An 11,941-nucleotide genomic window follows, 5' to 3' on the forward strand; every position below is an offset into this window, starting at 1 on the left:
CACCACTACACCTCCTTGCCGGCGAGCTTGAGTGAAACAATGAGGACACCCATGCAAAGAAGGGAGGTGATCACATGGATCCAAAACAGGCAGTCGAAGCCGCAAAAACGTGGTTCGTCATGGCGTCGTTCGCGACCGGCGAGGACCGGGAGAAGAAGATGCTCAACGGCTTGAACTCGCTCGCCGAGGCTGTGTCCGGCATCGCGGACGCTCAGCGACGCATCGAGGCCAGACTCAACCGCTAACTCATCGGCAAGAGCCTTACGCACCAGCCCGTATTCCAACGGATGACCGATGACATATTCCTCAACGCTCATCGACCGTCCGGATGCCCCATCAGCTTCGAACAGATCCGAGACCGGGCCATGACCATGTCCCTGCGCCTGCACCGCAGGGACATCTTCATAATTAGCATTGCTCATTGCGCACCTCCCAAGAACTTTCTGACCTTTTCTCCATGCGATGTTTATTTTTTCTAAATGAATTATGTTTAGTTTTTATAATAATCGTTGTATTTATAAAATCAAGTCGTATTGCATATAGATTTTCTATATGTCTTTCTCTAGTTGGGAATATACTGGAAACATGAGCAAAACCAGCCGCGACGAACAAATCGGACAAAATCTCGTCAGCATCAGAGGGAACATGTCCCAAGCCGACCTCGCCCTCCAAATGAGAGAACGCGGCTACAAATGGTCCGCCGCGACCGTATGGGCCATAGAAAAGGGCGAACGGCCCCTCAAGCTCACCGAAGCCACCGACGTGGTCAACATCCTTGGAGTCGACCTGCACTTCGGAATAGATGAACTGCTCGACACCGACGACGTGCTTCTCCGCCCCATCAGGCGCAGAATCTCCGACATGCGCGGCATGCGCCGAACCATCGACGACGCCCTTCCGAAGCTCGCCAAGAACGCCGTATTCATCGCGACCGTCGCAAGCGGGCTGATCGATCAGCTCACAGAACAGAACAACGACTATCTCCTTGAAACGATATGTTCCGAGCTTGAATTCGCCAGCGTGAACAACATCGCCGGAATAGGGCCAAACCTGGTCAGCGAAATCGGCGGCTCCGACAGCGTCGAACAATGGATCGACGATAACAAACCATTCTCGACCATCCTGCTCGGCAAGCCCGAAGATCTCCGGGAAGCACGAAAAGAACTCGGTCTCGAAACCCCTGACGAGGAATAACGCGTTCATCGGGCCTCACCGCAATCCCCCGACGGGCCGAACAATTCGAAAAGGGCCGCGACGCCATAACCAAGATCCACCACAACCCGCACCGCCTCGTCAAAACGAAGACGTCGACGCCCCGATTCGATCGCCCACACCGTGGCCGGAGACCATGCAAAGCCATCCGAACGCATCATCAACGCCAGCTGCGTCTGGGAACACACCGGATTGCGCAAACGCATGAGATTCTCCCCCACCACTGCGGGAGCAACATCGGGAGAAGCCCCACCACGCCATTCATCGGACTCGTCACCCAGAGCACGGCGCAGGCTCGCAAGCGCAACATCAACCTCAACCATCAGAGAACGAATCTCATCCATGTCACGCATCACTCCACCTCGCTTTCAGCGAGCGCCGGGATAACGTTGTCAGGATCGGCAGGAGCATCGGAAATGGCCTTCTATGCTCTCGCGATGATTTCGGATAGAGGTGTTTTAAGGACTCGTGCGATACGTGTCAGTTCGTCGAAGATGAAAACACCTCCGTTGATCTTTCGGTTCAATGCATTGCGGGGAATGCCGGCATAGATGGCAAGTTCTTCTTGCGTCATGTCGACGTCCTTAAGGATCAGTTTCAACTCGGCGCCTAATTGTGCCGACGTGGGCTCTATGTGTTCCATATGGCACATATTACGCTCTTGACACGCCGCGTCAACCTACGGCGTGTCCCATTTGGGACGTGTTGAGTGTTGTTTGGTAGTAATGTGTCCCATATGGCAACAGGAAGCAAGAAACCAACTGTAGAGTCAAAGGCGCTCTCGATCGCAATTAAACGCGCGATGGCCACCCGCGACCTGAAAACCCCCGGATTGGCGAGCGCGTCCACAATCCCCTACGGCACCTTGCGCAAAATCCTCGAGTTAAACACGGTGGCGGACTACGAACAGCTAAGGAAGATCGCCGTAGCGCTTAACATCCCGCTCTCGGAAATCGTCGAAGATGCCGAACGGTTGGCCTCAGATCCAGGAGTCGTAGACGACTTCCGCGAATCCGCATCATCCGACACAAGCAAGAGTCCTGTTGATGGAATGGATGACGGCGAGCGTCTTATCGCCGAAGCGGTCGATATCGCGAAAACCGATCCCATGCAACTCGCCGCCTACCGAGACGGACACAAACACGACCCAGACCCGGACGCGAGCGCGTGACCACTCCGCCAAGCACACAAAAGTTCAAAACCGTTGAAAACATTAGCCCAGACCATTTTGTTGACCCCAACAAAATGACCGATCCCAAAGGAGACGTCATGACCGAGTACAACCTGTATTGCGACGAGACATGCCATCTGGAGCACGACAACTCGAATTGCATGGCACTTGGCGCCGTCATCGTCCCCAAAAACAAGCGCAAGGAAATCTGCGACAGAATAACCGAGATCAAAGCCAAGCACGGCGTATACGCCACCAATGAAGTGAAATGGGCCAAAGCCCGTGACCGAATGCTGCCCCTGTACCTCGACCTCGTGGATTACTTCTTCGACGACGACGACATGAGCTTCCGACTGCTGCTGATTCCCGACAAAAGCCTCCTTGACCACAGCAAATTCGACCAGGACCACAACACTTGGTATTACAAAATGTACTTCGAAATGCTCAAGGTCATATTCGCCCCGGAACACACATATAACGTGTTCGTCGACATCAAAGACACCCACTCCGACTTCCGAGTGAATCAGCTCTGGGAGGTCTGCTCGAACAACATGTACGATTTCAAACACGAAATCATACGGAAGATACAGCCGATCCGCTCCGACGAAGTCCAGATCATGCAGATCACCGACATACTGGTAGGCGCGGTATGCCGGGCACGGCGCAAACTCAACATCGAGCACCAAAGCGAAGCAAAGCAAAAGATCATCCAACGCATCATCCAACGCTCCGGATACCCGCTCGACAAAAGCACCCTGCTACGAGAGACGAAATTCAACTACTTCATCTGGAGGGCCGCACGATGAGCAATCCGCACTGGCTGCCACATACCATCCCCTGGAACCAGACTCAGGGAGAAACTTGGGAACAGTATGAACAACGTCTGTTCCATGTGTTCCAGGCAGAGTTCGGAAACCAGAACCCACTCTTGTTCCAAGGAGAACCGGTACGTTTCAGACGTATCCCCTATACCGGCATATATCCCGAAGCGTTCGTCCATCTGACCACATGCAAGCAGGACGACAGCGATACCCGACTCCCCGATCCGCTTCGCAGCGAGAGAATCGGATGGCCCCGTCCCATAATGGAAAATTATCCGTCATGCGACATCTGCAACTATGAGGACTGCGTCAAGCCCTGGGTATGGATCAACGATAAAAAAGTGAAGATCTACCTGCCGAACCAGCAGTATCTGGTCATACTCAGCCAGCGAGGCAATCAAGACGAAGGAAACGGCTACTGGGTTCTGATAACCGCCTATCATCTGGAACAGTCACATAGAATCGCAAGAATCGAAAAGGAATATGATTCCCGCTTCAGCACCAAAGTCCAGTAAGCAACAGAGGCCGCCCTTACGGACGGCCTCAGAGACTCCTTCTACAACCCGTAGATGAGCTACTTCCTTTCTTGCACACGACACTCCAAAAGTCAAATCAAACGTCACAGACCAAGAACAGAAACAAGTGGAGACCGACCACAGGAGCAAAGGGATTCTCGACCCAAAGTCTTACTCCCATTCGGGAACCCAGCCGTAACCCACAAGGCCGATCTCCTCACCACAAGTAAATCCCGCAAGCGCGGAACAGTCAATGTCAGACGTGTCCATGTGGGCGCGGAAAGGTCGCATCATGAAACATGGCATAGGCATCATCGATGCGGCGGACCGGATGGAATCGTCTTCTTTCCCGCCGCTATCGCCGCGCATGAGCTACGGGCAGATGCGCATGGCTCTGTACAACGCCGTGCCCGATCTGCACGTGTCCAGCGCGCTGCTCCCCGACGATCTGGACGGGATCTACTGTCTGGACACCGACACGATCCTTATCGACCGGCGCATCACATGGACACGCAAACGATGCACGCTGATCCACGAACTCGTCCACCGGAAGCACGGTGACGACACGTCGCAAGGATGCAACGGATGCCGAATGGAACGCCGGTGCCGCATGGAAACGGCGCGCATGCTGGTGAACCCGATGGAATACGCCACCGCCGAATACGCATACGGCGGCAACGCCTGGAACATCGCCGACGACCTCAACGTCACCGTCGACGTGATACACGACTACCGAATCCTCCTGCGAGACACAGCGAGGGCATGACGTCCGCCCATAGCTCACGAACGACGCCACTTCGTCCCCTGCACGGCACGGCACCGGAGCGGTTTTTCTTTAGTTCCGCCGTTCGCGCTTTGCTTCCGTCGCCGTGGGCGCTTGGGCGATGACGTCTCCGAGCATGTCGTAGAACACGTCTTCGCTGATGATGCTGATATCCTGTCCTGCGAGCTGGAGTTTCTCGGCCTTGACCCATTTGCTGCTTTTGGCGCCCTTGAGAGAGGCGCAGTAGTCGGTGCTTCCCGTGACGAGATAGTTCGTCGTCTTGGTGACCGTTTTGCCATTGACGCCACCGAGGTTGGTGACGGCCTGTTGCGCGTTGGCGCGGGTCATTTTCCTGAGCGCGCCGGTGAACACGAACGTGAGGCCCTCGAACGCTGGATCCGGGGTAATCTCATCCTGCGGGGCGACCTGCAATAATTGGTCATCCCCGCGGAACAACGGCGAGGCGCCGCCGCGGCGCCGACCATCACCGGACGGAAACGGGATCCCGTCCTCATCCATATGCCGAAGCATCCACCGGTAGCAGGCGATGGTCTGCTCCACGTCGGCGAGCGCCCTGTGTTTCTGGTTTTCGGCGATGTCGAATCTGACGATGAGATCGCGTAGCCGGTTGTGGCGTTCTTCGGGGTAGAGGTATCTGGCGAGGCGGAGGGTGTCGATGAAGTCGTTGCCGACGTGTTTGCTGCAGATGGTTTCGGCGTTGTCGTAGAGGAAGTTGATGTCGAAGTTGACGTTGTGGCCGAGGATGAGGCCGTCGCCCATCCAGTCGAGGAATCCAGGGAGCACGTCGGCGAGTGCTGGCGCGTTTTTGACCATGTCGTCGTTGATGCCGTTGATCTCGGTGATGATGTCCGGGATGTGGCGGCCGGGGTTGATGAGTTGTTCGTATCGGTCGATGGGTTGTCCGTTTTGGACTTTGATGGCGCCGATTTCGATGATGTCGTCCCATCGTGGATCGTAGCCGGTGGTTTCAAGGTCCAAGGCTACGTAGTCGTTCCTGCCGGCCAGTATGCTGGCTCCCTTGTGTTCCCTGGGCATCATGCCTCCAACTTCTTCGTTCGTTCGGCCGGCTCAACGCGGTCTGTCTAAGATTCTATCGCCGCATATACGGAATCGCCCCCGGTCGCTCATTGCGAGCGCCGGGGCGGTTTCAGGCGAGGTTGGTTTTGTTGGTGTTTCGTTTTTTAAAGGACTCTTGCATGTCTTTGTCGGTGAAGGGCTCGCCGATTGTCATGGATGCTTTTTGCATGAATAGCGTGTATTTCATCCAGTGGATACTTCTGACCAGCTTTGCGATCATCATGACAAGTGCATATATGGAGATTGCGGTGGATATCCCCTGGTGCGACGGCCAGAGGCAGAGAGAGATCAACGGGAGCATCGCCGTGACGGCAGTCCATGCGATGATGCTGACCCAGTTCCGGGACAGTTCGTCGTGATATCGTTCACGTGCGATTTGCATGTAACGCGATTCCGATTGGTAGGACATGGAGCAGATGAATGTCACTGCCGCCATGACGAGACCGGAGAGGGTGGACAGTGCCACGAAGAGATTCTGCGAGACGCTGTCGTCCGGCACCGGTTTCCCGGATGCTATCCAGACGAAGATTGGGATGGCGGGGGCGAGCATGTCGACGCCCGGATGTGCGGCGAATGCATCGCCGAGCGTCGGTTTTCTGCTCATGTCATGCTCCCTGCGATATTTCGTATAGATAAGTTTGCTTTTCGGCGCAGACTTTCACGAGGTGATCTATGAGGTTGGTGAATTGCCTTGGCTCGTTTTCGCCGATCACGATGTCCTCCTGCTCCACGACTGGGTGACTGACGAGGTTGAGTTCGAGGAGTTTGCCCGCAAGGTCAGTTCCGCTGACCTGCATTTGCCTGTTCTGCTTTACGGCGAATGCGACCAGATCTCTCACCGTGCCTTTAAGTTTGCGTGCGGCGCTGGGAATGAAGCCGTCTTTCGGTATGGAGACTTTGATCTCCACGTCAAGGTCAGCCCCGATCGCGTCGGCCATGTCACGATAGAATTCGCCGGTCTTGCCACCCTCCTGCGCTGTTGAGTCCAGGTATCGTCTTGTCGTGAATCCGGCGGTGAATGATGATAATTCTTTGAGTTCCCTTTCGAAACGCTCGATGCTGTCCACCGTTACCACGGGTTGTACGTCCCATTCGAATTCTCCTCCGGGAGACCAATAATGGTCAAGCGCTTTTTTCAGCGGTTCGGAGCTTTTACCAGCGGAACCGCTGATCCTTCCGACGAGCGCATAGTCGGGAAAGAACGCGAATGCCGACGATTTGGCCAGATCGCCCCTTCCCCCTGCCAGATAATCGTCCATGTAATCTGTCACACGTTCGTTCTCGCGGTCGATGTATTGCATGAAGGTCGGGTCAAATTGTTCGGATACGCTAAGAACTGGATAATCTTTGTCGAGGATGGCATCATATCTGATACCATCAATGGCCTTCTCCTGCCATTTCATGGAATCAAGGTCGGCGAGTCGGCCCGTCCAGTCCACATCCTCCACGGGCCTGAACGACACAGCCTCACGAGACCTTAAGCGGAGCCAGTAGAAAGCGACTGTGCGCTGTATCGTCTTGGGCATCATGCCTCCCCAACCTCGTTGTTCGCTCGGCCATCTCGATACGGCCTGTTTAGATTCTACCGCCACAGACAAGGAACCGCCCCGGTCGCTCTATACGAGCGTCAGAGCGATTTTTGCCTTCGAGGGCGCATTGCCAGCTACGGCATCCGGCAGTTATCCTTCCTCCGCGTCCAGGACCTCCGCTTCGATCACGTCGTCGGAGGCAAGCGGGGGTATGGCCCGGTTCATCGCGTCGGCGAGCGCCTGGGTGTTCCAGTGGGTGTAGTGGGCGTTGGTCGTCATGTCGGCGTGTCCGATGAGGGCCATGCGTTCGTCGGGGGCGGCGCCGCTCATGGCGATTTGGGTGGCGGTCCAGTGGCGGGCGTCGTGGATGCGGGTGTAGGGCAGTCCGGCGGTTTCGAGGGCTTTTTTCCAGCGGCGTATTTCGACGGTGCGGCGGATGGGTCTGCCTTGGTTGTTGGTGAAGACGAGTTCGTGGTCGGCGATGCGGTGGTTGCGGATGCGTGTCCAGATGCGGTTCCAGAGGTTTTCGCTGATGGGGACGAATCGTGTGCCGGCGTTGGTTTTGAGGGTGGTGAGCCAGATGTTGCCGGAGAGGTGGCGGGCGTTGAGCCATGCGGGGATGGTGGCGTTGGGGCCGCCTTTGTATTCCTGGAGTTGCTGGCAGACCCTGATGCCGGGGTGGTTGTCTCGTCGTTCGAGTTGGAAGGGCATGATGGCGTAGCGTTCGCCTTCGCGCAGTCCGGAGGCGAACGCGAGTTCGAACATGATGCTCCACATTTCCGCGTCGTCGTCGGCGTCGCCGCGTATGCGGGCGTCGTCGGTGGAGGTTGCGCCGATCATGGCGCGTGGCTGTTCGCGGTCGAGCACCAGTGGCTCGTATTCGGCTTTGCGGGGCAGTTTGACCCTGCGGCAGGGGTTGGCGGCGATGATGCCGTCGTCGATGGCGTTCTCGAGCATGCTCGATAGCAGTCGCAGGTAGTCGCTGACGGTCTTGACCTTGCGGGTGGCCAGCAGGTCGGAGGTCATGCGGCGCAGGTGTTCGGCGGTCAGGTCCGCCAGGCGCACTCCCCCGATATGCCGGCACATGACGCGCATCCAGCTGCATTCGTTGTTCCAGCTGTTCGGCTTGACGCGGGTGACGCGGTCCGCCATCCACCGTTCGGCGTAGTCGGCGACGCGGGGCCCTTCTGCGAGCGCAGGACGCCGGTTCGCTGGTATTCGAGGATCTTGGCCTTGTGGCGGTCGCGCGTGTCGGATTTGATGCGGCCGGTGGTCTCGATGGGCGGCAAGCGTTTTCCGGTTACGGGGTCGTAGCCTCGTTCGGTGCGGAAGTGCCACACGCCCTTGCCGTCCTGGAATACGGCGCCGGCGCCTTTCGTCCGGCGTGTCGTGGCTGTCGATGCCATACGGGCTCCCTTCGTTCGGGAGTCCACTCTAAGGTTCACTCTATGCGCCTTGCCAACGGTCGTGAATCGTTGGTTTTTGCGGCGTGTCGCGTTTTGCCGAAAATCACCGTCCAGAGCTGTTCGAAGGTCCGAAAACCGTTGCGGCGCAACGGTTCCGAGCACTCTAACGGCAGTACGGCCGTGATAGCTTCATACTATAGCGCCGTCAGCCGCCGCACGCCGATGGCTCAACCGACGTCGGCCATGTCGCACAGCCATCGGCTGCCGATGTAGCGCATCGACAGGTTCACCCAGTGGTGGTCGGCGCCGACGGTCAGGTGCACGGCCGACTCGATGCGTTCGGGCGTGATCATCATCCCGCTGACCATCTGGGGTATCACCGGCAGTCCCAGCTGCCCGCCGGCCTGGTCGGCGTCGCGGCCGATCAGATCCGACATCGTCAGGAGGCGCGCGGAGCACTGCGGCGTGACGAAACGACGCAATTTCGACCGGGGCAGGCGCCCGCGCGTCACGTCCTTGGCCATGCAGGCGATGCGGCACGACTGCCGGGCCAGCATGTGGCACAGTTCCGGGTCCACGACGCCGGCATAGCAATAGGCGATGTGATACGGGATCGGCTGGGTCGACAGCTCGATGAACAGAAAGCCGTCGACGGTCGGCAGCGGGGATCGCGCACGGTAGCGGAACGCGTCGTGGAAGTCGTTTTCCATGATGCAACCTTTTCTCTTCGTGAGAACGCAGGCACCGCCCTTTCCTGGCGGATTCCGTCGTCATCGTCGTTGATGGCACACTTCAAGCTCAACATAAAGAAATGCTCCCGTCAACCGACGGGAGCATTTCTGTGGACATGTGGAAAACAGTGCATAACTGCACGTTTCCGGCGTGCGTCAGCGGCCGTAGGGCGTGACCACCACGCTGCAGCGCTGGAAGTTCTTGACGTCCACGTACCCGGTGGAGGCCATGGCGCGGCGCAGCGCGCCAATGTAGTTCACCTGGCCGTCGGCCTGATGGCTCGGCCCGAACAGGATCTGCTCGAGGGAACCGACCGTGCCGACATCGGTGCGGTAGCCGCGCGGTAGCGTCTGGTGGCGTGCCTCGGCACCCCAGTGCTTGCCGCGGCCGGGGGCTTCGGTGGCGCGGGCGAGGGGCGCGCCGAGCATCACCGCGTCGGCGCCCATGGCCAGCGCCTTGACGAAGCTGCCCGAGTCGCCCATGCCGCCGTCGGCGATGACCTGCACGTAGCGGCCGCCGGACTCGTCCATGTAGTCGCGGCGCGCCTCGGCGACGTCGGCGATCGCCGTGGCCATCGGGGCGTGCACGCCGATCGTGGTGCGCGTGGCGGACACGGCGCCGCCGCCGAACCCGACCAGCACGCCGGCCGCGCCCGTGCGCATCAGATGCAGGGCGGCGGTGTAGTTGGCCGCGCCGCCGACGATGACCGGCACGTCGAGGTCGTAGATGAACTTCTTGAGATTGAGCGGCTCGTGGCCGTCCGAGACGTGCTCGGCGGAGACGACCGTGCCGCGGATCACGAACAGGTCGACGCCGGCGCCGACCACGGTGGAATAGAACTCCTGCACATGCTGCGGCGACAGGGAGCCGGCGACGGTGACGCCGGCGTTGCGGATCTCATGCAGGCGGGCGGTGATCAGCTCGGCCTTGATCGGCTCGGCGTAGATCTCCTGGATGCGCCGCGTGGCATCTTCGGCCGGCAGCGAGGCGATCTCCTCGAACAGCGGCTCGGGATTCTCGTAACGGGTCCACAGGCCTTCGAGATCGAGCACGCCGAGGGCGCCGAGCTTGCCCATGGCGATCGCGGTCGCCGGGCTGGTCACCGAGTCCATCGGGGCGCCGATCACCGGCACGTCGAATTCGTAGGCATCCACCTGCCAGGCCGTGGAGACGGCCTCGGGATCGCGGGTGCGGCGCGAGGGAACAATGGCGACGTCGTCGAGGGAGTAGGCCAGACGGCCCTTCTTGCCCAGACCGATTTCAATTTCCTGAGACATGGCTTCAAGGCTAATGCCGCCTCGTGACAGCCGCGACGCGCCGGCCGGACCACCGCATGGCCGCGCGCCGCCCTTGCCGCACAGGGCCGGGACGCCCCTTCCGGACCGCATTCCCGACGAAATATGGGACCGCTCACCGGTTCGTTACAAAGATGCGCTATGACTTGACCCATACCCATTAGCCCCGCAAGGAGGAAGCATGGCCAAAATCAAGGTCGAAGGCAAGGTCGTCGAACTCGACGGCGACGAGATGACCCGCGTCATCTGGAAGGACATCAAGGACAGGCTGATCCTGCCGTATCTGGACGTGGACCTCGAATACTACGACCTGGGCATCGAGAACCGCGACGCCACCGACGACCAGGTGACCATCGACGCGGCCAAGGCGATCCAGCGCGAGCATGTGGGCGTCAAGTGCGCCACCATCACCCCCGACGAGGCCCGCGTCAAGGAGTTCGGGCTCAAGAAGATGTGGAAGTCCCCCAACGGCACGATCCGCAACATCCTGGGCGGTACGATCTTCCGCGAGCCGATCGTCATCTCCAACGTGCCGCGCCTGGTGCCCGGCTGGACCAAGCCGATCGTCGTGGCCCGCCACGCCTTCGGCGACCAGTACAAGGCCACCGACTTCAAGGTGCCCGGCGCCGGCCGGCTGACCGTGACCTTCACCCCGGCCGACGGCTCCGAGCCGATCGAGCACGTGGTGTACGACTACCCCGGCGGCGGCGTGGCGCAGGTGCAGTACAACCTCAACGATTCCATCCGCGGATTCGCCCGCGCCTGCTTCAACTACGGCCTGCTGCGCCACTACCCCGTGTACCTGTCGACCAAGAACACGATCCTCAAGGCCTACGACGGCCAGTTCAAGGACATCTTCGCCGAGGTGTTCGAGACCGAATACAAGGCGCGTTACGAGGCCGAGGGACTGACCTACGAGCACCGCCTGATCGACGACATGGTCGCCAGCTCCCTCAAGTGGCACGGCGGCTACGTGTGGGCGTGCAAGAACTACGACGGCGACGTGCAGTCCGACACCGTGGCCCAGGGCTTCGGCTCGCTCGGCCTCATGACCTCCGTGCTCATGACGCCCGACGGCCAGACCGTCGAGGCCGAGGCGGCGCACGGCACCGTGACCCGCCACTACCGCCGCTGGCAGAAGGGCGAGAAGACCTCCACGAATCCGATCGCGTCGATCTACGCGTGGACCGGCGGCCTCAAGCACCGCGCCGATCTCGACGGCACGCCCGAGGTTCGCCACTTCGCGGAAACGCTGGAGAAGGTCATCATCTCCACCGTCGAGTCCGGCCGCATGACCAAGGACCTGGCGCTGCTGATCGGCCCGGATGAGCCGTGGCTCGACACCGACGGGTTCATGGACGCGCTGGATGGGGAGCTCGCCAAGGCGCTGCACTGATCC

Annotated in this window: 15 protein-coding genes; 6 read left to right on the forward strand and 9 right to left on the reverse strand. The window is 59.3% G+C overall.

Annotated elements, in window-relative coordinates; all coding sequences use genetic code 11:
* Positions 1-5: 5 nt before the first annotated feature.
* The gene (locus BBSC_RS13730; protein WP_144414447.1) at positions 6-422 is read right to left on the reverse strand and encodes a hypothetical protein; all 417 of its coding nucleotides are present in this window, start codon (positions 420-422) and stop codon (positions 6-8) included.
* A 163-nt stretch (positions 423-585) separates the two neighbouring features.
* Between BBSC_RS13730 and BBSC_RS07530 the strand changes: the two genes are divergently transcribed.
* The gene (locus BBSC_RS07530) at positions 586-1,194 is read left to right on the forward strand and encodes a helix-turn-helix domain-containing protein (RefSeq protein ID WP_144414448.1); all 609 of its coding nucleotides are present in this window, start codon (positions 586-588) and stop codon (positions 1,192-1,194) included.
* 5 nt (positions 1,195-1,199) lie between these two features.
* Here the strand turns inward: BBSC_RS07530 and BBSC_RS07535 are convergent, their stop codons facing one another.
* Complete coding sequence (locus BBSC_RS07535) at positions 1,200-1,565, reverse strand: hypothetical protein (RefSeq protein WP_033519364.1); 366 nt, start codon at positions 1,563-1,565, stop codon at positions 1,200-1,202.
* Positions 1,566-1,636: 71 nt separating this feature from the next.
* A complete protein-coding gene (locus BBSC_RS14245) occupies positions 1,637-1,786 on the reverse strand; it encodes a helix-turn-helix domain-containing protein (RefSeq protein WP_231649377.1) in 150 nt (49 codons plus the stop codon).
* Between the two features lie 162 nt (positions 1,787-1,948).
* Here BBSC_RS14245 and BBSC_RS13335 point away from each other — a divergent pair, with 162 nt between their 5' ends.
* The 4 genes from BBSC_RS13335 (at position 1,949) to BBSC_RS07560 (ending at position 4,485) form a co-directional block, all read left to right on the forward strand.
* Complete coding sequence (locus BBSC_RS13335) at positions 1,949-2,383, forward strand: XRE family transcriptional regulator (protein WP_231649378.1); 435 nt, start codon at positions 1,949-1,951, stop codon at positions 2,381-2,383.
* 98 nt (positions 2,384-2,481) lie between these two features.
* Positions 2,482-3,189: a DUF3800 domain-containing protein gene (locus BBSC_RS07550; RefSeq protein ID WP_033519365.1), complete on the forward strand. Its 708-nt coding sequence runs from the start codon at positions 2,482-2,484 to the stop codon at positions 3,187-3,189.
* Complete coding sequence (locus tag BBSC_RS07555; RefSeq protein WP_144414449.1) at positions 3,186-3,719, forward strand: hypothetical protein; 534 nt, start codon at positions 3,186-3,188, stop codon at positions 3,717-3,719. The genes BBSC_RS07550 and BBSC_RS07555 overlap by 4 nt, the downstream gene beginning before the upstream one ends.
* 292 nt (positions 3,720-4,011) lie before the next feature.
* A complete protein-coding gene (locus BBSC_RS07560; protein WP_231649379.1) occupies positions 4,012-4,485 on the forward strand; it encodes a hypothetical protein in 474 nt (157 codons plus the stop codon).
* A 69-nt stretch (positions 4,486-4,554) separates the two neighbouring features.
* Here BBSC_RS07560 and BBSC_RS07565 read toward each other — a convergent pair whose 3' ends face one another.
* From BBSC_RS07565 to BBSC_RS07590, 6 genes are all read right to left on the reverse strand, one after another.
* The gene (locus BBSC_RS07565; protein WP_051923157.1) at positions 4,555-5,541 is read right to left on the reverse strand and encodes an exonuclease domain-containing protein; all 987 of its coding nucleotides are present in this window, start codon (positions 5,539-5,541) and stop codon (positions 4,555-4,557) included.
* A gap of 109 nt (positions 5,542-5,650) precedes the next feature.
* A complete protein-coding gene (locus BBSC_RS07570; RefSeq protein ID WP_033519367.1) occupies positions 5,651-6,184 on the reverse strand; it encodes a hypothetical protein in 534 nt (177 codons plus the stop codon).
* Position 6,185: 1 nt separating this feature from the next.
* Positions 6,186-7,109: an ImpB/MucB/SamB family protein gene (locus tag BBSC_RS07575; RefSeq protein ID WP_033519368.1), complete on the reverse strand. Its 924-nt coding sequence runs from the start codon at positions 7,107-7,109 to the stop codon at positions 6,186-6,188.
* A gap of 150 nt (positions 7,110-7,259) precedes the next feature.
* The gene (locus BBSC_RS07580) at positions 7,260-8,261 is read right to left on the reverse strand and encodes a tyrosine-type recombinase/integrase (protein WP_231649380.1); all 1,002 of its coding nucleotides are present in this window, start codon (positions 8,259-8,261) and stop codon (positions 7,260-7,262) included.
* 481 nt (positions 8,262-8,742) lie between these two features.
* Entirely contained in the window at positions 8,743-9,225 is a 483-nt protein-coding gene (locus BBSC_RS07585; protein ID WP_046726315.1) for an Rv3235 family protein, read from the reverse strand.
* Positions 9,226-9,402: 177 nt separating this feature from the next.
* On the reverse strand, positions 9,403-10,524 hold the full coding sequence (locus tag BBSC_RS07590; protein ID WP_033519369.1) for a GuaB3 family IMP dehydrogenase-related protein: 1,122 nt from the start codon (positions 10,522-10,524) through the stop codon (positions 9,403-9,405).
* Between the two features lie 199 nt (positions 10,525-10,723).
* Here BBSC_RS07590 and BBSC_RS07595 point away from each other — a divergent pair, with 199 nt between their 5' ends.
* Positions 10,724-11,938 carry an NADP-dependent isocitrate dehydrogenase gene (locus BBSC_RS07595; protein WP_033519370.1) on the forward strand — a complete coding sequence of 405 codons (1,215 nt, stop codon included), beginning with the start codon at positions 10,724-10,726 and terminating at the stop codon, positions 11,936-11,938.
* Positions 11,939-11,941: the final 3 nt, after the last annotated feature.

The organism is Bifidobacterium scardovii JCM 12489 = DSM 13734 (assembly GCF_001042635.1).
GTDB lineage: Bacteria > Actinomycetota > Actinomycetes > Actinomycetales > Bifidobacteriaceae > Bifidobacterium > Bifidobacterium scardovii.